The sequence below is a fragment of the Streptomyces sp. TS71-3 genome, from assembly GCF_018327685.1.
In the GTDB taxonomy this organism is placed as follows: domain Bacteria; phylum Actinomycetota; class Actinomycetes; order Streptomycetales; family Streptomycetaceae; genus Streptomyces.
Map to the genome: position 1 here is coordinate 2,492,698 of NZ_BNEL01000003.1, position 23,249 is coordinate 2,515,946.

Sequence of the window (23,249 nt, forward strand, 5' to 3'; positions counted from 1 at the left end):
AACCATGCGCACAGTGACGCGCTGGGCCACGGCGACGACGGCCATGGCGCTGGCCCTCACGGGCTGCGGGCTCCAGCGGGGCGGCATGTCGTCCTCGGGAACGCCCAACAGGACCGAGATCGTCGTGCACACCGGACCGGGCGGCGGCAGCGACGTCTTCGCCCGGCAGGTCGTGAAGCTGCTCCAGAAGACCCGGCTGATCTCCGACAACTGGCCGGTGCGCAACCAGGCCGAGGGCTCCGGGATCGGCGCGATGTCCTACCTCATCGGCAGGAAGGGCCGCGTCGACAGCATCGCCGCCGTCACCCCGACCTGGCTGGTCACCCCGCTGACCCTCAGCGGCGCCTCCGTCTCCGTCGACCAGGTGCAACCCGTCGCCGGAGTCCTCCTCGAACCCCAACTGCTCGCCGTGCGCGCCGACTCCCCGTACCGCTCCGCGAAGGACCTCGTGGCCGACGCGAAGGCGCACCCCGACCGCCTGGTGCAGGTCGGCGGCTCCGTCACCGCGACCGACTCGCTGACCGGCAAGGCCCTTCAGGCGGGGACCGGCGCGAAGTGGAAGTACCTGACGTTCAGCGACAGCGGGCAGCGCATCGCCTCCCTGCTCAGGGGCGACGCGCAGATGATGATCGGTGCGAGCGGCGACTTCTCGGAGCAGGTCAAGGCTGGCCACATCAGGATCGTCGCCGTCGTGGGGGACCGGCGGGTCGCGGCCTTCCCGAAGGCCAGCACCCTGAAGGAGCAGGGGTTCGACGTGTCCGACCTGCCCACGGAGTTCCGCGGCTTCGTCGGCCCGCCCGACATGCCCGCCGCCGCGCTGACGTACTACCAGAAGGAGTTCGGCAAGCTCGTGAAGACCCCCGAGTGGGCGCGCTACGCCCGGCAGAACGGCGACATCACGCAGTACATGGACGCGGACCGGTTCGCCGCGTTCCTCGACACCCAGAACGAGCAGCTGAAGACCCTGGTCGACCGGCTCGGGCTGGTGCAGCAGTGACGGCGGCCCGGGGAGCGACCGTCGAACTGGCAGCGTTCACCGCCGGACTCGACCTGAAGGACATCCCCGAGGGCGTGGTGCACGAGGCGAAACGGGCCCTCGTCGACTGGCTCGCCGCCGCGCTGGCCGGGGCCGGGCAGCCTTCGGCCGACGCCCTGCACCGCGCCTCGGACCGGCTCGCCCCCGGCGAGGCGGCCACCCTGATCGGCCGCGGCGAACGCGCAAGTGCCCCGCACGCCGCGCTGTTCAACGGCTTCGCCTCCCACCTCCAGGACTACGACGACACCTTCAACCCCGGTGACACGACGGTGCACGGCAGCGCCCCCGTGTGGCCGGTGGTCTTCGCCCTCGCCGAGCAGCGGCCCGTCGGCGGGGCGGCGGCGCTCGCCGCGTTCGTCGCCGGGTTCGAGACCGAGGCGCGGGTGGGCATCGCCGCCGGCCCCGGGCACTACGAGGCCGGCTGGCACGTCACCGGCACGACCGGGCACCTCGGAGCCGCCGCCGCGGGCGCCCGGCTGCTCGGCCTCGGCCCCGAGCGCACCGCGCACGCCCTCGGCACCGCGGGCACGCAGGCGGCGGGCCTGAAGGAGGTGTACGGCACGGACGGCAAGGCGCTGCACCCCGGCAAGGCGGCGATGGACGGCCTGCTCTCCGCGGTTCTCGCCGACGAGGGCTTCACCTCGGCCATGACGATCATCGAGGGCGCCCGCGGCTTCCTCGCCGTCCTGGCACCCGCGCCCACCCACGAGCCCCTGCTGGACCGGCTCGGGGCGCTGTGGCACCTCGCCGCGAACGGCTACAAGGCCTACCCGAGCGGTTCGCTGACCCACCCCACCATCGACGCGGTCCTCGCACTGCGCGAGCGCCACGGGTTCACCGCGGAGGACGTCGCGGAGGTCGAGGCGCGGGTGCACCCCTACGCGGCGACCGTGACCGGCAAGGTGCGCCCGCGGACGGGGCTCGACGCCAAGTTCAGCCTCACCCACGGAGCCGCCGTCGCGCTCCTCGCGCCCCGTCCCGGGCTCGCGCACTTCACCGACGAGGGAGCGTGCGACCCGGCCACCGGCGAGGCACGCGAGCGCGTCACGGTCGTCGCGGATCCGTCGATCGGCAAGCAGGGCGCCGAGGTGGCCGTCACCCTGCATGACGGCCGCGTCCTGCGGGAGACCGTCGCCCACAACAAGGGCACCCCCGGCAACCCGCTGCCCGACGCGGACATAGAGGCGAAGTTCCTCGACGTGGCGGGCCCCCGGCTCGGCGCAGGCGCCGCACGGGCACTGCTCGACCTCTGCCGGCGCGCCGAGGAGCTCGCCGACTTCGGGGCGCTGGTACGGGCCACCGCGCAGAGGGCCGCCGTATGACGGGGCTCGGGGTCGCCGTCGTCACCGGCGCGGGCCGCGGTCTCGGCCGTGCCGTGGTCCTCGCCCTCGCCCGTGCCGGGTTCGACGTCGTGGTCAACACCCGTACCGCGCTGGAGCGGGCCGCGGAGGTGGCACGGGAGGCCGAGGCGCTGGGCGTCCGCGCGGCGGCTGTGCGCGCGGACGTCACGGACGGCGGCGCGGTCGAGGAGATGATGCGGCGGGCCGCGTCCCTCGGTCCGCTGCGGGTCCTGGTCAACAACGCGGCCCTGCGCGAGCGCGTGCCGCTCGCGGAGATGACCTTCGAGGACTGGCGGCGAGCCCACACCGTGACGCTGGACGGGGCGTTCCGCTGCGCGCAGGCCGTGCTGCCCGCGCTCAGGGCCTCGGGCGGCGGCCGCATCGTCAACCTGCTCGGCGCGAACGCGCTGCGCGGAGACCCGGAGCGCGTGCACGTCTCCGCGGCCAAGCACGGCCTCGTCGGCCTCACGCTCGCCCTGGCGAACGCCTGCGCGTCCGAGGGCATCACCGTCAACGCCGTCTCGCCGGCGAGGATGCACGCCGACACCGGCGCCGAGAGGGCCCGGCGCCGCGAGCAGGTGGCGGACCTCGTCGCCCACCTCGCCCTGCCGGCGTCGGGCGGCATCAGCGGGCAGGTCATCGAGGCGGGCGGTCCCCGGTAGGGGGCCTGCAGCTGCCCCGGCCCTGGCGCCGGGTTCATGGCCGGCGGCCAGGGCGGGCGGTGCGGTGCGTCACGACCCGTTCCGGGCGGTAGGGAGTAGCGCGGAACGCGCCCCCGGGGCACCGGTCACACGCCGGTCGGCTTTCGGTCGACTCCCGGTCTCCGTGGCGTTCACATCCACCTGGCCCGTACCCGTTCCGGATGATGGGTGGTACCCGTGTCTCGTACAGCGGCCGCGTCGCCACTCGGCGGCCCGCTCCGAGTGCCGGGTGCGCGGACGGGGGAATCGGGGAGAGGGGGCGGGGCGGATGGGCTCCGGGGGGTACAGCGGGGAGACGGGACGCGATGGCCGGGACGAGCGGGACGGGACGGGGGCCGGCGACGGTGGTCCCGGACTGCGGGAGCGCGCGGAGCGTGCCGTCGCCGCGGCGACGGCGCTGCTGCCCGCCAGATGGTTCGGCGAGTCCGCAGCGCAGCCGTCGCAGGCACCGGATCCGGCCGCGGAGCAGCGGGCACTGGAGGAACTCGACGCTCTCGAAGCAGAGCTGGCACCCCTCGTGCCGCCGGACGATCCGCTGCGCGCGCTCGTCGGAGCGCGGCTCGGAGAGCTGTACGCCCTGCGCTATCTGCGCAGGCCGACGGCTGGGACCGGCGACAGCGACGGTGACAGGGACCGGGCTCTCGAACTGCTGCGCGCGGCACGCTCCGGCGCTCTTCCGGCCGAGGAGCGACGCGGTGCCACGGCGTTGCTCGCCGCGGCACTGACACCACTTGGTGGTGGCCGGCCTCGCACCGCCGGACGCGCTGCGAGCCGCGCAACTGTGGATGCTGGACCCGGAGCGCAGCCCGGTACCGGGACTCTCCGGCGACCTGCTCGCGCTTGCCGAGCGCTCCCGGGATCTGTTCGGCACGGTGCCCGCCTGGGCCGGCTTCATCCACCAGGGCAACCCGCGCAGCGCCGGACGAGCCCGCGCCCGCCGGCACCGCTTCCGCCAGGCGGGCTCGGCTCCGGCTCAGGCTCGGCAGGCCGGTCGTAGGCGGCGCTCCGGGCGCCCCGGAGCGCTTCGTGACCGGGCGCGACCGGGGTCCCCTTCCTGGGGGAGCGCTCCCATTTCAACAGATCACTCCAGCCAAAAACTCCTTGCCGCTGCACCGTGCTGACCGGCGAAGACGTCACGCGGCAGGAGCGCACCCGTCGACCATCCCCTCTGTTTCTGCCCAGCTCAGAACCCGCGTTCCATCCCCTTGGGGCGGCGCGGCATGCCGAATTCTGCGGGTGCGCATTATCGCTCGATAGGAAATTCGATTCTGTTGACCGGTGTTGAGGCCGCTGACATCGTGTGGCGCACCATGCGAACAACTGATCGCTCGCCTGTGCCGCCCCCGAGCGGAGCCTTACGCGAGTTGCCCGTCGACCGGATGATCGAACTGCCGGGCGTGGACCGGATCCGCACCCAGGACCCGAACAACCACCTGCACTGCCGGAAGGCCCAGCTCCTCGCGTACGCCGGCAGCCGCACCGCCTGGTCCGACCTGCTGATGTACGGGGCGCTGGGCTCCACTTCGGACGTCTACCGCCACTGCTACCTGCACGGCAGGGACCGCTGGGCGTTCGACACCCCTTACGTGACCGACGGCGACCTGCGCCTGCTCGGGTTCGAGGTGCTCTCGGCCGAGCGCGTCGACCTGGACACCTTCGAGTCCGGACTGGCCGGGTTCCTGTCCGCGGGTCAGCCGGTGCTCTTCTACGCGCCCCGGAACCACTTCCCCTACTGGGTCGAGTTCATGGGCCGGACCGGCACGGTTCGCGAGGAGTACGGCCTGCTGCACTCGTTCCTCGTCTGCGGGGCGGGCCCCGACGGCGTGCTGCTGGTGGACAACACCGCAGACGACCACGAGTACGCGCCGTTGATGGTGGGCTGGGACGTGCTGCGCGACGGCTACGCCCGGGAACCCGAGCGCTGGTTCACCGGCTGCAGCACCGTCCGGCAGGCGTCCGGCCCCGACCGGGAGGGGTTCGAGGCCGCGTACCGCGCGTTCCTGGCCGGGTTCCGCGACGGCTTCGAACTCTACGACGTCGTCGGCGACAACCTTGTCATGGAGCGTGCGTCGGCCGATGCCACGTACCGCTCGCCCGGTGTCAACAGCATGGCGCTGCTGGCCGGTTCACGGGCCCTGTTCCGCCGGTTCCTCGCACGCACCGGCCACGGCGAGCAGGTGCGCACCGCGTACGCACGCATCGCGCAGCTCGCCACCGTGCTGTCGGACCGGGTGGGCGCCTTCCAGGCCGGGTTGCACGCCCTGTCGGCGGACCAGATCCGCCGCGGCCTCGCGCACCTGCGGCTGAGCGAGCAGCGGGCGGCGCGGCTGCTCGTCGACGAGGCGGCCGGCCTCCCGCAGATCCTGCCGGCCGCGGCCAGTGTCCGGTAGCGCCACCCCCGGGGGACAAGTGCGACAGTTATACCTGTTCAGCGGCATGGCGGGCATGCACGGCCCGCCGCTTGCCGCGCTGCGAGCGCTCTACGCGCGGCCGGAGAACGCCCGGTACTTCACCACCGCGGCCGAGGCGGTGGCGCGCGTCCTCGACCACGTCGGCGCGGACGCCTACCGCGGGGAGCTGCCCGAAGGCATCCCGCTGACCGCCTGGCTGCGCGGAGAGGCGCCGGACGCCGGTGTCCTGCAGCACTCCATCGTGGACGGCCTGTGCGCCCACATCTACCACCTGTGCATGCTGCAACCCGCCGTCGGCGGCGCGGACGGCGACCGGCCCCCGCCGGTGGCCGCCATCGGCCACAGCATGGGGCTGATCGGCGCGATGGTCGCCGGGATGCGGATGACCAGCCGCCGCGAGTACACCGCGCTCTGCCACGACCTGATCGCGATGACCGCGCTCACCCTGATCCGCTGCCACCAGCTGGCACCGCCGCAGACGGACGCGGCCACGCCGATGGCGGCGGTCCTGGGCATGCCCGCCGAGGAGCTGCGCGAGCTGGTGAGGGGCACACGGGTTCACCTGGCTCTCGCGAACTCCGACCGCTCGCATGTACTGGCCGGCGTTCCGGCCGAACTCGCGGAGTTCCGGGGGACGCACGCCGAGCGGCTGGCCGCGCCCGGGGTGCGGTGGGCCTACCTGCGCAGCACCGCGCCGTTCCACACCGCGCTGCTGGCACCGGCGGTGCGTGCGGCGCTGGAGGACCGGCACTTCATGACGTTCCCGCTCACCGGCGACCGGCTGGCCGTGCCTGTTTACGTCGCCGACGCGCCGGTCAACCTCCAGCACCGCGGTGACCTGCTGCCCGACGTCCTCGCCCACGCGGTGAGTCGCCCGCTGGACTGGCCCGGCACGGTCCACGCCGCGATCGAGGACTGCCGTCCCGACCAGGTGGTCGACTTCGGACCGGGCGCGTCGGCCCTGGTGTTCACCCGGGAGAGCCTGCGCGGCAGCGACGACGACCTGCGCTACCGCCGCATCCCCGAACCCTAGGGGCTTCTGATGGATCTCCGTGGCGTCGCGAACGCCCGACAGGTTCCCCCACTGCCTCAAGGGCGTGGGAGGTGCCCCCACTCGCCGCACCGGGCACAAGCCCAAGTACGTCCGGTCCACCGGCGGGGCCTTGCACCCGGCACTCCCCCAGCCTCCGGCCGGGGGGATGTCCAGAGCACGCACTGGGGGCACCTCCCACGCCTTCGGGCAGTGGGGGAGCCGCTCGTTCTCCCCCGGAGATCCACCAGAAGCCCCCTCGCCTGAGAAGGAGCACGAATGCACTGTCTGGTCTTTCCGGGCCAGGGCGTACAGCACAAGGGCATGGGAGAGGACCTGTTCGAGCGGTACCCGCGGGAGACCGCGGCGGCGGACGAGTTGCTCGGTTACTCCGTGGCGCGCCTGTGCCGCGACGACCCCGACGACCGGCTCGCCGACACCCGCTACGCGCAACCCGCCGTCTTCCTCGTCAACGCGCTGTCCTGGCTGGATCTCGAACGCGGCGGCCGCCGGTACGACTACGTGGCCGGCCACAGCCTGGGCGAGTTCAACGCGCTGGTGGCCGCCGGCGTCCTCGACCTGATGGACGGCCTGGCACTGGTCCGGCGCCGCGCCGAGCTGATGGCCGGCGTCACCCGCGGCGCGATGGTCGCGGTCGTCGGGCTGGGCTCCGCGCGGGTCGAGGCGACGCTGCACGGAGCCGGTCTCAACCTCGTGCACGTCGCCAACCGCAACAGCGACACGCAGGTGACGGTGGCCGGAGACCGGTCGCAGCTGGCGCTCGCGGTCAGGGTACTGCGCGGCCCGGGCGTCCGGGTCCTGCCGGTCGCCGTCAGCGGTCCGTTCCACACGCCCCTGATGGCCTCGGCCGGCCGGGCGTTCGCGAAGGTCCTGCGCGAGTACGAGTTCCGTGCCGGGCACACGCCGGTGATGTCGAGCGTCACCGGCACACGGTTCATCACCGACCAGGCGGTCGAGCTGCTCAGCAGGCAGATCCACCGCCCCGTGGAGTGGGTCCGGGCGGTCACGGCCCTCCGCGCCGAGGGCGTCGCCCACTTCGACGAAGTGGGCGGCAAGACCCTCACCGCCTTCATCACCCGGATCGCGGCCCAGCCGACGGAGGAACGCTTGTGACCACGGACATCGCCGTCATCGGCCTCTCGGTCGAGGTGCCGGACGCACCGGACCAGCACGCCTTCTGGGACATCGTCCGCACCGGCCGGAGCCTCACCCGGCCCTTCCCGGCGCGGCGGCGCCGGGAGGTCGAGGAGTACCTGAACTACTACTGGGAATCGGCGCTGGTTCCGGACACCGAGGACGGTGTCGCCTTCCACGACGGCAGCTTCCTGGACCGGGTCGACCTGTTCGACCACGAGTTCTTCGGCATGAGCCCGAAGCAGGCCGCGGTCACCGACCCGCACCAGCGGCTGGTCCTGCGGACGATGTACCGCGCCCTGGAGGACGCCGGCCACGTCGGCGACCGGTTGGCCGGCAGCCGCACCGGCGTGTACGTCGGCTACGCGGGCAACCCCGGCTGGTCGTACATGGAGTACTTCTCCCGCGTCGACCCGACGCTGGGGCAGCTGGGCATCACCGGCAACATCGTCACGATGCTGGCCAACCGGCTCTCGTACCTGTTCGACCTGCGCGGCCCCAGCATGGTGGTCGACAGTGCCTGCTCGGCGTCGCTGCTGGCGCTGCACCAGGCCAGGGCGGGGCTGCTGCTGGGCGACTGCGAGATGGCGGTGGTGGCCGGCACCCGGATCGTGCTGGCACCCGTGCGGCACCCGCACACCCGGATCGGCATCGAGTCGTCCGACGGTGTGACCCGTACGTTCGACGAGAGCGCGGACGGCACCGGCTTCGGCGAGGGCTCCGGGGCCGTCGTGCTCAAGCGCCTCGACAGGGCGCTGGCGGACGGCGACCAGGTGTACGCGGTCATCAAGGGCAGCGCGGTCAACCACGACGGCCGCTCCGAGATGATGACCGCGCCGGACGCCCGGGCCCAGGCCGACCTGCTTGAGGCCGCGTGGCAGGACGCGGGCGTGGACCCCCGCACGATCGGCTACCTGGAGGTGCACGGCACCGCCACCCGGGTCGGGGACCCGATCGAGTTCGAGGGACTGCGGCGGGCCTTCGCCGCCCGCACCGACGACCGGCGGTTCTGCGCGGTGGGCACGGTGAAGGCCAACATCGGCCACCTCTTCGAGGGCTCGGGTGTGATGGGCGTGATCAAGACCGCCCTCGCGCTGCGGCACCGCGTGATCCCGCCGCTGGCCAACTACGTGCGCCCGAACAACGCGATCGACCTCAACGACGGCCCGGTGTACGTGCCGCTGGAAGCACGCGAGTGGCAGGCAGGGGACGGCCCCCGCCGGGCCGGGGTCAGCGCGTTCGGCCTCGGCGGGACCAACGCGCACGCGGTACTGGAGGAGTTCGACGCGGCGACGGCCGCCTCCGGGCTCCCCGCGGCTCCCGCCGCGCCCCGGTCCCAGGCGGCTCCCGCCGCATCCGGGTCCCCCATGGCCCCCGCCGCGTCCGGCGAAGGCAGACCCTCCTACCTGTTCACGCTCAGCGCGCAGAGCCCGGCGTCGCTCGGCCGGCTGGTCACCCGCTACCGCGAGTCGATCGACGACGGCCGGATCGGCGGGAGCATCCGGGACGTGTGCTGGACCTCGAACGTCTCGCGCGCCGGACACCGGCACCGGCTCGCCTACACGGTCACGGACCTGTCCGCTCTGCGTGCGGCGCTGGCGGCCACCGAGGCCGGCGAGGTGCCCGAGGCCGCAGGCACCGACGCCGCCCGAGGCTGGACGGGCGGCGCCGAACTCGACCTGCACGCGCTGTACGCCGAGTCCGCCGAGTACTCCGCGGACCGCGCCGGCGACCGTCCGCGGATCGTGCACCTGCCACCGTACGAGTTCGAGGAGACCCGGGCCTGGATCGACTTCCCCGAGACCTGGCGCGACCGGTTCACGCTCGCGGCGCCGCAGGACAGGCACCCGCTCACCCACGAGGTGGAGTTCGCGCCGGCGCCGCTCGCGGAAGCCGGCGACCCGTCGGGCCGCGTGCTGGCGCTGGTCAGCCCGGCCTCCGCCGGCGCCGTGGCCGCCGCCCTGCCGGACGCGGTGCTGCGCACGCCGGGCGACAAGGACGCCGAACCGGACCTGCTCGCCGAGGAACTCGTCGACGAGGGGTTCACCCACCTGGTGTACGCACCGGCCTTCGACGACCGGCCGGCAGCCGATCCCGCGGAACTCGACCGCCGCGTCGACGAGCACCTGATGGGCCTCTTCCATCTGGCGAAGGCGCTGATGGAGGCGGGCGCTGCCATCGACCTCGTGGTACTGACCCGGCAGGCGCTGGCGGCCCGGCCGGGCGAGTCCGGCGTGGTCGCGGAACACGCGGCGCTCGCCGGGCTGGCGAAGGCGATCGGCCGGGAGTTCCCGTACCTGACCGTCCGGTTCCTCGACGTCGACGACGCGGTGCCGGCCACGCTGCTGCGGGACGAGATCCTCGCCCGGCAGGCCGGCGTGTACGTGCTGCGCGGCACGGACAAGTACCGGGAATCCTTCGCCGAGTTGCCTCAGATTCCGGCGGTCCGCGACGCGTACCTGCGGCCGGGTGGCGCGTACCTGATCACCGGCGGTCTCGGCGGCATCGGCCTGGAGGCGGCCCGGCACTTCGCGGCCGGCACCCCCGGCATCCACCTGTATCTGCTCGGCCGCACCGGCCTGCCACCGGAGGCCGAATGGGACGCGGTGGCCGCCGACCCGCGGCACCCTGCCGCCGGACGCGTCACGGCGGTACGCGAGATCGCCTCCCTCGGCGCCACCGTGCACCCGGTGGCCGCCGATATCGCCGACGAAGCCGCGCTGGCGGCCGTGCTGGAGTCGATCCGCGCCGCGCACGGCCGGGTGGACGGCATCGTGCACGCCGCCGGCGTGCCCGGTGACAACCTCATCGTGTACCGGGACGCGGACGCGTTCGCGTCCGTGCTCCGGCCGAAGCTGCGCGGCGCGTTCCTCCTGCACCACCTGACGCGGGACGACCGCCCCGACTTCGTGCTGCACATGTCCTCGGTGGCCGCGGTGTTCCCGGCACTCGGCCAGGCCGACTACGCGGCCGCGAACTTCTACCTGGACCACCTGGCACGGGCGCTGAACACGCCGGAGCACCGCGTGATCAGCATCGACTGGGTGGCCTGGCGGGAGGTGGGGATGGCCGTCGCCGCCGGCGTGGGCGGAGACCTGGCGTTCCGCTCGCTGCGCACCCGCGCGGGCCTCGACCTGGTCGACGCGGCGCTGCGCGGGGACCGGGCCGGGTTCTTCGCCGGCGAGGTCAACTACACGAGCGAGCTGATGAGCGTCCTGCCCTCGTACAACCTGGCCCTCTCCGCGGACGTCCAGGGCAAGATCGACAAGGGCATGGAGGCGCTCGCGGAGCGGACCGAGCAGGTCAACACCCGCCTGCGCGAGGCCGTGGAGTCCACCGAGGTGCGGCTCACCGGACGCCTCGACGGCGTGTACACCGACGGGGAACTGATGGTGGGCCGCTGCCTGGCGCACGCCCTCGGCCACCCGACGATCGATGTGCGGGCCGACTTCCGGGACCTGGGCGCCGACTCGATCATGGCGATGACCATCGGCAACAACATCTCCGCCTGCCTCGGCCGCCCCTTCGACACCATCGACCTGATGAGCGAGCGGACCGTGGTCGCCGTCAGCCGGCTCATCGAGGACAAGTACGCCGCAGGCGGGCCGGGCGACGACGACGCGTGGCTCGACGACCTGCTGACCCTGCCCGGAGACTGACGTGCCGGACCTCACGCGGGGCCCGATCCTGACCGGGATCGTCGGGATCGCGGCCCCGCTGGCCCTGGCCAATCTGCTCCAGCAGGGCTACCTGCTGGTCGACAGCGCGGTCGTCGGCCGGTACGTGGGCGTCGCCGGCCTGGCCGCGATGGGCGCGGCGCAGCCGCTCTACGCGATCCTCAGCTCGCTGTTCACCGGTGTCTCGGGCGCGTTCGCCGTACGGCTCGGGCAGCTCACCGGCGCCGGGAAGCTCAGCGGCCCCGGGCGGCACGACGACCGGAGCGCGCTGCTGGCGCTCGCGCTCTGCACGGGCGCGTGGTCGGTGCTCTGCGCCGCGATCGCGGTGCCGGCCGCGGGGCCGCTGCTGGCGCTGACGGGCGTGACCGGCGAGGTCGCCGCCGAGGCACGCACCTTCGTGGTGACGCTGTGCTCGGGCATGGTCGCGATCTACGCGCTCGGCGCGGTGTGCGCGGTACTGACCGGCCGCGGCGACGCCCGCGGTGCCACCGGCCTGCAGATCACCGCGAGCGCGTTGAACGCGACGTTCGCGTGGCTGTTCGTGGGCCCCTGGCGATTCGGGATCGCGGGCGCCGCGCTCGCGGTGCTGGCCGCCAACTCCCTGGCGGCGGTGGCCGGGCTGGTCCGCCTGGTGCGCGAGGAGCGGCGGCGGCCGTCCCCGGCCGCCGCGGTCACGGCCGCGACGGTGCGCGCCGAGGTACGGCGCGGCCTGCGGGTCGGCGCCCCGATGGGCGCCCAGTACCTGCTGATCGGCGTCGGCATCCTGGTGCTGGTGTGGATCATCACGCCGTTCGGGGAGCCGGCCCTCGCGGCGCTGACCGTCGTCTCCCGGCTGGAGCTGCTGACCACGGTGCTGTTCCTGAACCTCTCCGGTGCGCTGATGGTGTTCACCGCACAGAACACCGGCGCGGGCCAGAGCGCGCGCATCCGCGAAGGGGTCCGCAGCACCGCCTGGTTGGGCGCCGCGCTCACCGTGGTGGTGTCCCTGCTGCTGCTCGCCGAACGCGGGCCGATCGCCGCGCTGTTCTCCGGCAACCCGGAGACCCGGCTGGTGACCGAGCGGTACGTCCTCATCACGGCACCCTTCTTCCTGTGCTACACGCTGACGATCGTGCTGCACGGCTGGTTCAACGGCATCACCCGCGCCGTCGTGCCGCTGATCTGCACGGTGGCGTCGCTGGGCGTGGTCAGGCTGCCGTTGTCGTACGTGCTGGGACACGCATGGGGCGTCGACGGCGTCATGTGGGCGACGGTGATCGGCTGGGCCGTGGGACTGGGCTACACGCTGCTGGCCACCTGGCAGACGGCGAGGGCGACCGCACCCCGGCCACCGCGCAGGAGCCGGCCCGCCGTGAAACCGGACGACAGGGTCGACCGGTGACGAGGCCGCCGTCCGCCGTATGCCTTCCGCCGCCGCCGGCCTCCCGTCCGCCGTATGCCTTCTCCGGGCTCGGCATCCAGGGTCCAGATGCCTCCGTCGAGGGATCAGGTGCCTCTCATCTCCTAGAAGGGTCTCAGAGCATGTCGGGATACGAGCTGGTCAGCTTCGACGGCGAACTGCGGTGCTACGCGCAGAGTCCGGACGAGGCCCGCTTCCAGTACAGGGAGATATTCGAGCTGGGCTGCTACGACAAGGTGAGCCTTCCCGCCCGGCCCTTCGTCGTCGACGTCGGAGCGAACATCGGCCTCTTCTCGCTGTACGTGAAGCAGCGGTGGCCGAAAGCCGAGATACTGGCCTTCGAACCGATCCCGGAAACGCTGGACGTGCTGCGGCTGAACGTGAAGATGCACGGCCTTGAGGACGTCACCGTGCAGCCGTGCGCGCTGGGCTCGGAACGCGATTCCGACGTGCCGTTCACCTACTATCCGGTCATCCCCGGCAATTCGACGCGTTACCCCGCCCAGAAGGAACTGCAGAAGTCGGTGCTGGTGCCCATCGAGGGAGCGTCCGTCGTCGATCGGAAGCACACCGGCCGCCAGGTCCGGGCCGCCGTGGAGCGGCTTTCCAGCTTCCTCGGCGACCGGAGCAGGGTCGACCTCGTGGAGGTGGACGTCGAAGGGGCGGAACTCGATGTGCTTCTCGGAATCGACGCCGGGGACTGGACGAAGATCGACCAGGTCATCCTGGAGGTCCAGGACATCGACGGCAGGCTCGACGCGATCCGCGCCCTCCTGGACCGCCACGGCCTGCCGTCCACCGTCGAGCTCTCCCCGCTGATTCCGCCCGAGATACTGACCTATGTCGTGCACGCGGCCCGCCCGTGAACGGGTGACTCTCCAGCACGCGGCCCCGCCCGTGAACGGGTGACTCTCGTGGGCGGCCTCGCCCGTGACCGAGCGGCGACCGGTCTTCGGGCCGCCGCAGGGTCACGTCCGCGGATCCCTCAGGGGCGAGGGCCGAGAGCGCGGGCGAGTGATGCGAGGGACGCCGGGACGTCGGGGCCCGCGGGGGCGAGGACGACGCTGGTCGCGCCTGCCGCGTGGCGGGCCTCGATCGCTTCCCGTGCCTGGTCGGGGGTGCCGGAGATGCTGAGCTCGCGGACCCAGTCGGCGGGCATGGTCCGGGCGAACTGCCGGGCGTCGGCGCAGGCGGCGCGGTGTTCGCGCAGCTGCGCCGCGAAGGGCAGGGGGCCGATGTGCGGGGCCCAGTCCGGCTCGCCGACGACCGACAGGCCGTCGCGGACGCGGTCGAGCGCGGCGGCCTCGTCGTCGTCGACGGCGGCGATGTCGTAGGTGACGACTTCCAGGTCGCCCCCGTAGGCGGCACCGCCCAGGTTCCGGAGCGAGGACGTGACGTAGGCGGGGTTCGCGGGCTCGGCCAGGAGGAGCCCGTCCGCCACCTCGCCCGCGGCCGCCTGCGACCTGGGGCCGCGCACGCCGAGGATGACGGGAGGGACGACGTCGGGGATCTCGGTGAGGCGGACGCCCTCGCAGTGCACGTAGCGGCCGGCTGCCGGGCCGGGCTCGCCGCGCACGAGCAGGCGCAGCGCGGTCGTGTACTCCTTGATCAGCGTCAGGGGACTGGCGGGCCAGGCTCCGGCCTGGCGCATCCAGTCGGGCATGCCGTGTCCTATGCCGGCGATCAGCCGGCCGGGGTGGAGCTGGGCGAGCGTGGCCAGTTCCATCGCGGCGAAGCACACGTTGCGGGCGCCGGCGGGCAGGATGCCGATGCCCACGGTGATGCCGGTGGTGCTGGCGAGGACGGAGGCGGCCTGCGCGAGCCCGCCGCGGAAACCGAGGTCCTCCACCACCCACACCTGGTCGAACCCCAGCTCCTCGGCACGCCGGGCATAAGGCAGCACCTCCCGCACGGGCAGGTCGCGGGGGAGCATGACACCGACCCGGTTGCGGGCGGCGGTGGCGTCTGTCTGGGGCATCGGGGGCTCTTTCCTTGTCCACGACCGTGAGCGCCGCGGGTCCTGAGGACCATGCGGTCACGGTCTGTGAGGGATGTGCGGACGCGGGCTGTGAGGGTCATGCGGGCACAGGCCCCGAGGGCGGTGCGGAGGGGAAGCGGGGGGCGCGCTTCTCACGGAGAGCGGTGTAGCCCTCGACGACGTCCGGGCCGAGGAAGGTCAGCATCTCGTACGCCGCCGACTGGTCGAAGGTGGGGCCGAAGGTGCGCAGCCAGTTGTTGAGCGTCCGCTTGGTGAGGCGGATCGCCGGCTGGGAACCGGTGGCCAGCGCGTCGGCGATCCTCAGTGCCTCGTCGAGTACCTGGTCACGGGGCAGGGCCTTGGCGACCATGCCGATGCGCTCGGCCTCGGCACCGGTGATCATCTCGCCGGTGAGCAGGTAGTAGCGCGCCTTGGCCATGCCGGCGAGCAGGGGCCAGATGATGGCGGCGTGGTCGCCCGCGGCGACGCCGAGCTTCACATGGCCGTCGCCGATCTTCGCGTCCTCGGCGGCGATGGCGACGTCGGCGAGCAGCGCGGCGACGGTACCGGCGCCCACGGCGACGCCGTTGATCGCCGAGACGATCGGCTTCTCGCAGTTGACGATGTTGTAGACGAGGTCGCTCATCTCCTTGAGCATGTGCGACACCCGGTCGTAGTCGCCTGCCATCCGCTCGACCATGGCCAGGTCCCCGCCGGCGGAGAACGCCTTGCCCGCGCCGGTGATGACGGCGACGCGGGTCCCGGGGTCGGCGGAGACGTCGTTCCAGACCCTGGCGAGCTCGGTGTGCATCCCCTCGTCGGCCGCGTTGTACTTCTCGGGCCGGTCGAGGGTGATGAGCAGAACACCGTTGTCGCGGCGGGAGAATGCCAGTTGCTCGTATCCGTCGAAGGTCACCACGTTCCTCCGTTGCGTCGGGGCTCGCCGGGTCCCGACACTACATCCGGGCAGCTCAGGCAGCTCGCTGATACGCCTGGGTATCCGCCGAGCGCCTCTCGCGGGTTGACTTCCGGGCGGGCGAGCCGGGCTTGCCGGGCCTGGGCGCCGGCGGGGGCCGTGGATCGGCTCGCTCCGGAGCCTTCGATGCCTGTCCTTCGATCCCTCGGAACGAGGTCGTCGAGGCGCCGGCGTCAGAAGCCGCGTGTGCGCTTCGCCGCGCGGCGTGCCTGGGCGCCGGGGACGCGGATCAGCATCCGGGAGGCCTCCGCGCCCAGATTCACCCCGATCGCGATGGCCATGGCCAGTGCCACGGCTTTCGTCAACGACACGAGCCCCGCGTTCACATCGTTCTGGGCGAACCCCAGCAACCCGAAGTACGTGGAGGAGCCGGGAAGCAGGGGCCCGATCGCCGCGGTGACGTACGGCAGCGCGGACGCGAACCGGTACCGCGAGAAGAACTGGCCGAAGAGGCCGACGACTCCCGCGGCCGCGGCCGTGGACGCCACGGGCGAGATGTGGCCGGTGAAGTGCATCGCCCCGTAGACGACCCAGGCCACGCCTCCGTTGAGCGTCACCATCAGGACAGTCGAACGTTCCTGCTGGAGCAGCACGGCGAAGGCCAGGGAGAGCATCATCGCGGCGAGTATCTGCCAGTACGGCCGGTCCACGTTCGGCAGCGCCTCATCCGGGTTGAGCTTGGCGTTCAGGCGCACGCCGAAGTAGAGGACGATCAGCACGCCCATGACGATGCCGACGACGAAGTACACCACCTCCAGCAGGCGGGCCGCGGCGGTGATGTAGTAGCCGGTGAGCCCGTCCTGCACGCCCGCCACCAGCGCCCGACCCGGCAGCAGCGCGAACAGCCCACCGGTGATCACCGCGGAGGCGGGCACCTGCGCGTGGAGGACGGTGAGCGTCACCCCGATCGCGGCGGGCGGCATCGCGGCCACCGTGAACTGGTAGAACTCCGGCAGCCCCCGCCCCGAGCAGAGCCAGGCCAGCCGGTCGCCCAGCATGGCGCCCACCGCCGCCGCGATGAAGACCAACAGGTTGCCGCCGACGAGCACCGAGGCCGAGCCCGCCAGCAGCCCGTTCGCCGCGGTCAGCGCCCACCCGGGAAAGGGGTGGCGGTTGCGCCGGATCTCGGCGAGCCGCCGGTAGGCCTCCTCCAGGGGGATCCCGTTCTCGTCCTCGCTGAGGTCGTCGACCAGCCGGAAGACGGCCGCGAGCCGCGTGTAGTCGGTGCCGCGGCGGCGTACGGTCCGGGAGGCCGTCACCGGGTCGTGCACCAGGGACGGCTGGTAGGAGATGGACAGCAGGGTGAAGGTGGCCGTCGGCTCGCAGCGGTCGAGCCCGTAGCTGTGGCAGACGGCGAACATCGCCGCCTCCACGTCCTCGGCGCCCTCCCCGCCCGCCAGCAGCAGCTCCCCGATGCGCAGGGTGAGGTCGAGTACGCGCGGGACCGCGGGCCCCGAGTCGTCCTCGTGCTTGGCCACCGGCTCCAGCGCGGGCCGCTCGGCCACCGGCAGGCGCAGGATCGTGCGCATACGGTCCTGCCAAGGCGCCTCCTTGGCCAGCCCGTTGACGACCGGCGCGTCGGCCCGTGGGATGAACGCCGGTGGCGCGTGCCGCGCGCGGTAGGTGCGCGGCGGGCTGAACGCGGAGCCTTCCTGGTCGTGGAGCGAGCCCGCGGGCACGAGCCCCTGCGGCACCGCGAACTCCGACGTCGTGTGCGACTCGTCCTCGGCTACGGCGTGACCCGGGACCACGCCCACCGGCTGCGTGAACGCGCTCCTCGCTTCGTCCGACTTCAGCTTGCGGTCGTCACTGTCACCCGACTCGATCACCTGCTCCGCCCCACTCCTGTTCTGTCCGTTGCTGTGATTTCCGTCCGTTCGCCGAACGTCCCCCTGCTGTACCAGCGCGCACGGCTGAGTATTCCCACGCCGGACCCCCTACGACCCGCTTGTGGATGCCGCCGGCACCGGGCACGCGCGCTCCCAGGCGCGCACGGAAGCGGCGGGTCACACGACCTGTGACCAGGTCATGCGGCTCGCCGCGAGAGATTCGTACGGGGCCCGCCGCGGGCGTCGGCCACCGCGTCGTGCGCTCAATCATATCGGCGCCGGAGCCGTGCTCCGCCCACGGCGGGCGGGGCCGTGGAGGCTTTTGACGGGCACATCTACAACTGTATACTTTTAGGGAAGTCTACAGTTGTATACCCGCGGTGACGTGGCCTTTCGCCGCACCGCAGGGGTGCATCAGTACCTCGACGGAGGAATGGATGAAACTCGATCTCAACGGAAAACGTGCTCTCGTCACCGGTTCGAGCACGGGACTCGGCGAGGCCACCGCAAGGCTCCTGGCCGCCGAAGGCGCGGCGGTCGTCGTCCACGGACGGGACAGGAAGCGCACCGAGGACGTCGCCGAGGCGGTCCGGGGGGCCGGAGGCACCGCCACCACCGCACTGGGCGACCTCTCCACCGACGAGGGCGCCGAAGCAGTGGCCCGGGCGGCCACCGCGGACGGCCCGGTGGACGTCCTCGTCAACAACGCCGGCTTCTACCGCCACGTGACCTGGAGCGACGCCACCCCCCAGGAGTGGAGCGACACCTACAACGTCAACGTCGTCTCCGGCGTGCGCATGATCGGGCACCTGGTGCCGGCGATGCGCGAGCGCGGCTGGGGCCGGGTCATCACGATCGGCGGCGGCCTCGCCAGCCAGCCGATGAACACGCACCCGCAGTACAACGCCACGCTGGCGGCCCGGCACAACCTGGCGGTGTCCCTGGCGCGCGACCTGCGGGGCACCGGGGTCACGTCGAACGTCGTATCTCCCGGCGCGATCCTCGTCGAGGCGACGAAGGAGCTGGTCACGGGGATCGGACCTGAGCGCGGCTGGGGCGAGACCTGGGAGGAGATCCAGCCCAACGCCGTCGAGGCCCTCATCCCGAACGACCACAACCGCTTCGGCAGGCCCGACGAGATCGCGGCGGCGGTCGCCTACCTCTGCAGCGGCTACGCCGAGTACGTCAGCGGGGCGACCATCCGCGTGGACGGCGGCCTCATCCGCTCCGCGTTCTGACCGGGCCGGTGTGAGCCGGCGTGAGCGGGCGTGTTCACTTCACGCTTCCGCTCACCAGGCCGCTGACGATGTACCGGTTGAGCGAGATCGCGATGACGGCGGGCACGGCGATGGTGATCACGCCCGCCGCGCTGAGCAGGGTGGACGGCACCACGTGCTGGCCCTGCAACGCGGCGATGACCACCGTGAGCGGCTCGGTGGACTGGTCGGTGGAGAGCACCAGCGGGAAGAGGAACTGCGTCCACGAGAACAGGAAGGTGATGACCGTCGTCGAGATGAGCCCCGGGACGGCCAGCGGGAGAAGGACGTACCGCAGGACCTCCAGCCGGCTCGCCCCGTCCACGAGCCCGGCCTCCTCGATGGAGGGAGGCAGCGTGCGCAGGTAGTTGTACATGATCCAGGTCGCCAGCGGCAGGAAGCCGGACACGTAGACCAGGACGATGCCGGTGTAGGTGTTGACCAGGCGGAATTCTCCGAGGATCCGGTAGAGCGGGATCAGCGTCGTGTAGGCGGGGAAGGCCATGGTGGCGAGCACGCCGTAGAAGAGGACGCCCCTGCCGCGGAACGTCATCCGCGCGAAGGCGTAGGCGGCCAGCGTGGACAGCACGACGGTGATGACCGTGGCGGCCCCGCACTCGATGAAGATGTTGGCCGCGGACTGCCGGATCTGCCCCGGGACCTCTCCGGAGCCGCCCAGCAGGGTCGAGTAGTTCCGCAGACTCGGCGTGGGCGGCAGGTAGTGCGCCGGTTTGCTGCCGGCCTGCGCCTCGTTCTGGAGGCTGGTGTTGATCGTCCAGTAGATGGGGACCAGCGACCACAGCAGGATGAACGCGATGCCGAGCCAGCGGGCGCGGATCCGGCGGGCCACGCGGAAGGACATCAGAACTCCACCGTCCGGTGCACGAACTTGACGACGAGGAAGGACAGGATCAGGGTGACCGCGGTGACCAGCAGGGACAGGGCGTAACCGGCGCCGAAGTCGAGGTTCTGGAAGCTGATGAAGTACGTCTGCGCCATCACCGACGACCCGGTGGAGGCCGCGCCGTTGAGCACGTACGGCTGGTCGAAGACGTTCAGCGTCGCGATCACCGCCTGCACCATGGCCACGGCGATACCGGGCCTGGCCAGCGGCAGCGTGACCCGCCGGAAGGCGCCCCAGGAGGAGCAGCCGTCGAGCGTGGCCGCCTCGTACAGGTCGTCGGGGATGTTCTGCAGCGAGGCGAGCACCAGCAGGGCCGACAGCGGGGTGATCTGCCAGACCTGCACGAGCTCGATCAGCGCGATCGTCTCCAGGCGGTTCTGGCCCAGGAAGTTCTGGTACTGGTCGATCAGGTGCAGCGAGCTGAGCACGCTGTTCAGCAGTCCGGAGTTCCCGTCCCAGATGCCGCTCCACACGATGCCCTCGACGACGCCGGGCAGCGCCCACGGCAGGATGAGGACGGCGATCAGCACGGAGCGGCCGGTGAACCGGCGTTGCAGGGTGATCGCCATGGCGATGCCGAGGACGGTCGACAGGGCCACGCCGATCACCACGTAGAGCATGGTGTTGCCGGCTGCGGCGCGCACCGCGGGGGAGTGGAACAGGCCCCGGAAGTTGCCCAGCCCGAAGAAGCGCGTCGGCGGATCGAGCGCGTCGACCCGGAAGAACGACTCGACGATCGTGAAGAGCGCGGGCACCACCGCCAGGAGCACGATGAACAGCACGAGCGGGGCGACGAGTACGTAGGGCAGCGGATCGAAGCGGCGCCGTCGCGCTCTCGCGGGCTGCCGGCCGGTGGGCGCGCCGCTGTCCGGCGCCGTGGCCGGCGGTGTGTCGAGTCGGGGGCGTGTCATGGGCTGTTCCTCATGGCCGGCGCGTGCCCGGTCACGATCCGCCGGCGAGCCGGTTGGCGGTGGCGGCGATCGCCTTGATCGCCGCGCCGACGCTCTGGCTCCCGGTGGCGGCGGCGTGCAGGTTCGTGTAGACGGAGTTGGAGAACTGCGGGTACCACGAGGGCGCGCCCTGGGGGAACACCGGCCGGGTGCTGGACGCCAGCATGCTGCTCATGGCGCCGGCCTGGACCAGGTCGCCCTTGGCGCCGAGCCGGTGCACCGCGCTCAGCCGGGACGGCAGGCTGTAGGTGTGCAGCGTCTTGTCGGGACCGTCGATGCCCGCGAACGCGGCCTGTTGGTCGGCCGACGTGAACCACTTGATGAACTTGGCCGCCGCCGCCGGGTACTTGGCGGTGCGCGGGATGCCGATGCCGTCGGGGTTGCTCAGATTGGGTGCGGGCCCGGTTGCGCCGGGGGTGGGAACGTAGACGACCTGCTTGGTGACGGTGGAGGCGGACGGCACGTCGTAGAGGCTTCCGACGTTGCCCGAGTAGTCGCTGAAGACGCTCGCGACCCTGCCCTTCGCCATCTCCGTCTGGGTGCCCTGGCTGTCGGTGGTGTTGATGTTCCCCGGTGCCACGAGACCCTGCTTGATCGCGTCGGTCATCCACTGCGCGGCCTTGTAGCCGGCCGAGCCGGGGGAGGTGAACTGCGGTTTCCCGTGCGCGTCGAGCACGGTGCCGCCGAACGCCGCCGTGGCCTGGTACCAGTAGGTCGACAGGCCCTCCGCCGCGGCGAACGGGATGTCCAGGGGGTGGTCGACGACGCCCTTGGCCTTGACCTTCTTGAGATCGGCCGTGTACTCCGCCAGCGTCTTCGGCATGGTGGTGATGCCGGCCTTCGCGAACATCTCCTTGTTCACGGTGGTCGTCAGGAAGGACGCGTCGAACGGGACGCCGACCACCTCCTTGCCCACGGTGAAGGAGGTGAGCTGGGGCATGTCCGGTGCCAGGGCCTTGGTGTCGACGTAGTCCTGCATCGGATAGAACCACTTGAGCTTGCTCAGCTGGCCCACCCGGGACCAGTCGACGTCCGTGGCGTCCGCGAAGTAGGTGTGCGCGGTGGCGGCGGCCGCGATCTTCGTCTGGAGGCTGTCCCAGTCGATGTTCGTCCAGTGGACGGTGATGCCCGTGGACTTGGTGAAGGCGTCGAGGGAGGCCTTGGGAGGCGAGGGTATGGCCAGGGCGACGTTGATCGTCACGCCTCGGGTCGCCGACGACGCCGTGTCGCCGCCGCCACCGCATGCGGTGGCGGCCAGGGCGAGACACGACAGGAGGGAGAGTGCCACCCCGCCTCTGACGCCTCGTCGTGTGGAGAGCATTGGACGACACCTCTCTCGTTCGGAAGACGTCCCACCGCGCGGAGGACACGGCGGGGAGGTGGAACCCCTCGGACGTGTCGGGGCGGTGGAACCTCCCACCGCCACCGTCCGGTGCCGGAAGCAGGAGCGGACGCCTGACAGGCGGGATGCCCACCCGGGCGTGGCGGCACCGGTGTGCGCACGCCCCGGTGGACGACGGGCTAGGGCAATCAAGTCGGCCATCGTGAGTGAGCATTTCGCGCAGAATCCAAGCAGTGAAACGCGCGTTTCTCGATCACGACGCTTGCTTGCGTAGGACTGTTGCAGCGGAGGGGTCGGGCGTCAACCGTTCGCCGCACAGAACTTTCCCAGGACTTCCCCGGCGCTTACCCTCTGAGGCACCCTCGGTGTGTCCGTCGAGACAGTGCCGGCATTCAACCCCATTCCGGTGCATATCTCCGAGTCGGTGCGCAGCTTGCGTGCAGTCGGCCGGTGAAACGCGCATCCAATCCGCTCACCCGTGCGTTAGGTTCCGATCATGCGACGCAGAGAACGCCTCAACCAGATACTCTCCGTGATCGTCGGGCACGGCTCCATGGACGTGGAGGCCCTGGCCCGGCAGTTCGACGTGTCCCACGCGACCATCCGGCGCGATCTCGAACTGCTGGAGCAGCAGCGCCTGGTGAGCCGCACCAGGGGAGGTGCGACCACCCACTCCGCGTTCACCGACATGCCGCTGAACTACAAGACGGCCCAGGACCTGGACGAGAAGCGCAGGATCGCGCACGAGGCCCGGCGGCAGGTGCAGGGCGCCCGGGTGGTCGGCATGACCGGCGGCACCACGGTGGCGGAGTTCGCCCACCTGCTGCTGGACCACGAGGGCCTCACCGTCGTGACCAACGCCCTCAACGTCGCGCTGCACCTGCTGGACAACCCGCGGCTGCGGGTCTTCGTCGGGGGCGGCGAGCTGCGCAGCAGCAGCCAGGAGACGGTGGGCCACAACACGGAGTCGTTCTTCACGCAGTACAACCTCGACGTGGCGTTCCTCGGTGTGGACGGGGTGGACGCCTCCGCCGGCTGCACCAACTACGACCCGGCCGGCGCACGGGCCAACGGCGAGCTGCTGCGGCGGGCCCGGCGGCGGATCGTGCTCGCCGACGCGACCAAGATCGGCCGTCTGGCGCTCGCGCAGGTCTGCGCACTGTCGGACGTCGACGTCCTGATCACCGACGAACGGGCCGAGCAGGGCCAGGTGGAGCGGATCCGGGAGCAGGGCTGCGACGTCGTCCTGGTCTGATCGCCGCCGC

General features: G+C 71.9%; 17 protein-coding genes. 11 read left to right on the plus strand and 6 right to left on the minus strand.

What is annotated here, in order from left to right; all coding sequences use genetic code 11:
* Positions 1-4: 4 nt before the first annotated feature.
* The 9 genes from Sm713_RS34670 to Sm713_RS34710 all read left to right on the plus strand — a co-directional run bounded on the left by Sm713_RS34670 (position 5) and on the right by Sm713_RS34710 (position 13,615).
* Entirely contained in the window at positions 5-997 is a 993-nt protein-coding gene (locus Sm713_RS34670) for a tripartite tricarboxylate transporter substrate binding protein (RefSeq protein ID WP_212913901.1), read from the plus strand.
* Positions 994-2,358: an MmgE/PrpD family protein gene (locus Sm713_RS34675; protein WP_212913902.1), complete on the plus strand. Its 1,365-nt coding sequence runs from the start codon at positions 994-996 to the stop codon at positions 2,356-2,358. Before Sm713_RS34670 ends, Sm713_RS34675 begins: the two co-directional genes overlap by 4 nt.
* Complete coding sequence (locus Sm713_RS34680) at positions 2,355-3,038, plus strand: SDR family NAD(P)-dependent oxidoreductase (protein ID WP_212913903.1); 684 nt, start codon at positions 2,355-2,357, stop codon at positions 3,036-3,038. The genes Sm713_RS34675 and Sm713_RS34680 overlap by 4 nt, the downstream gene beginning before the upstream one ends.
* Positions 3,039-4,456: 1,418 nt before the next feature.
* On the plus strand, positions 4,457-5,467 hold the full coding sequence (locus Sm713_RS34685) for a hypothetical protein (protein WP_212913904.1): 1,011 nt from the start codon (positions 4,457-4,459) through the stop codon (positions 5,465-5,467).
* A gap of 19 nt (positions 5,468-5,486) precedes the next feature.
* The gene (locus tag Sm713_RS34690; protein ID WP_212913905.1) at positions 5,487-6,521 is read left to right on the plus strand and encodes an ACP S-malonyltransferase; all 1,035 of its coding nucleotides are present in this window, start codon (positions 5,487-5,489) and stop codon (positions 6,519-6,521) included.
* Positions 6,522-6,797: 276 nt separating this feature from the next.
* A complete protein-coding gene (locus Sm713_RS34695) occupies positions 6,798-7,652 on the plus strand; it encodes an ACP S-malonyltransferase (protein WP_212913906.1) in 855 nt (284 codons plus the stop codon).
* On the plus strand, positions 7,649-11,332 hold the full coding sequence (locus tag Sm713_RS34700) for a type I polyketide synthase (RefSeq protein ID WP_212913907.1): 3,684 nt from the start codon (positions 7,649-7,651) through the stop codon (positions 11,330-11,332). The genes Sm713_RS34695 and Sm713_RS34700 overlap by 4 nt, the downstream gene beginning before the upstream one ends.
* Position 11,333: 1 nt before the next feature.
* Positions 11,334-12,731 carry an MATE family efflux transporter gene (locus tag Sm713_RS34705; protein WP_212913908.1) on the plus strand — a complete coding sequence of 466 codons (1,398 nt, stop codon included), beginning with the start codon at positions 11,334-11,336 and terminating at the stop codon, positions 12,729-12,731.
* A gap of 140 nt (positions 12,732-12,871) precedes the next feature.
* Positions 12,872-13,615, plus strand: a complete 744-nt coding sequence (locus Sm713_RS34710; RefSeq protein ID WP_212913909.1) for an FkbM family methyltransferase — start codon at positions 12,872-12,874, stop codon at positions 13,613-13,615.
* 119 nt (positions 13,616-13,734) lie between these two features.
* Here Sm713_RS34710 and Sm713_RS34715 read toward each other — a convergent pair whose 3' ends face one another.
* From Sm713_RS34715 to Sm713_RS34725, 3 genes are all read right to left on the minus strand, one after another.
* The gene (locus tag Sm713_RS34715) at positions 13,735-14,727 is read right to left on the minus strand and encodes an LLM class flavin-dependent oxidoreductase (RefSeq protein ID WP_212913910.1); all 993 of its coding nucleotides are present in this window, start codon (positions 14,725-14,727) and stop codon (positions 13,735-13,737) included.
* 97 nt (positions 14,728-14,824) lie between these two features.
* On the minus strand, positions 14,825-15,643 hold the full coding sequence (locus Sm713_RS34720) for an enoyl-CoA hydratase/isomerase family protein (protein ID WP_249416887.1): 819 nt from the start codon (positions 15,641-15,643) through the stop codon (positions 14,825-14,827).
* A gap of 233 nt (positions 15,644-15,876) precedes the next feature.
* Entirely contained in the window at positions 15,877-17,529 is a 1,653-nt protein-coding gene (locus Sm713_RS34725) for a threonine/serine exporter ThrE family protein (RefSeq protein WP_212915053.1), read from the minus strand.
* Between the two features lie 440 nt (positions 17,530-17,969).
* On the opposite strand from Sm713_RS34725, the gene Sm713_RS34730 reads away from it, so the two are divergent.
* The gene (locus tag Sm713_RS34730; protein ID WP_212913912.1) at positions 17,970-18,770 is read left to right on the plus strand and encodes an SDR family NAD(P)-dependent oxidoreductase; all 801 of its coding nucleotides are present in this window, start codon (positions 17,970-17,972) and stop codon (positions 18,768-18,770) included.
* 34 nt (positions 18,771-18,804) lie between these two features.
* On the opposite strand, the gene Sm713_RS34735 is transcribed toward Sm713_RS34730, so the two are convergent.
* Genes Sm713_RS34735 through Sm713_RS34745 form a run of 3 tightly spaced genes read right to left on the minus strand, consistent with a single transcriptional unit; the run spans position 18,805 to position 21,963 of the window.
* Positions 18,805-19,650, minus strand: a complete 846-nt coding sequence (locus Sm713_RS34735; protein WP_212913913.1) for a carbohydrate ABC transporter permease — start codon at positions 19,648-19,650, stop codon at positions 18,805-18,807.
* Positions 19,650-20,603 (minus strand): carbohydrate ABC transporter permease, encoded by a 954-nt coding sequence (locus Sm713_RS34740; protein WP_212913914.1) that lies wholly within the window; start codon positions 20,601-20,603, stop codon positions 19,650-19,652. Before Sm713_RS34740 ends, Sm713_RS34735 begins: the two co-directional genes overlap by 1 nt.
* A 31-nt stretch (positions 20,604-20,634) precedes the next feature.
* The gene (locus tag Sm713_RS34745) at positions 20,635-21,963 is read right to left on the minus strand and encodes an ABC transporter substrate-binding protein (RefSeq protein WP_212913915.1); all 1,329 of its coding nucleotides are present in this window, start codon (positions 21,961-21,963) and stop codon (positions 20,635-20,637) included.
* A gap of 517 nt (positions 21,964-22,480) precedes the next feature.
* Between Sm713_RS34745 and Sm713_RS34750 the strand changes: the two genes are divergently transcribed.
* Positions 22,481-23,239: a DeoR/GlpR family DNA-binding transcription regulator gene (locus Sm713_RS34750; RefSeq protein WP_212913916.1), complete on the plus strand. Its 759-nt coding sequence runs from the start codon at positions 22,481-22,483 to the stop codon at positions 23,237-23,239.
* Positions 23,240-23,249 lie beyond the last annotated feature (10 nt).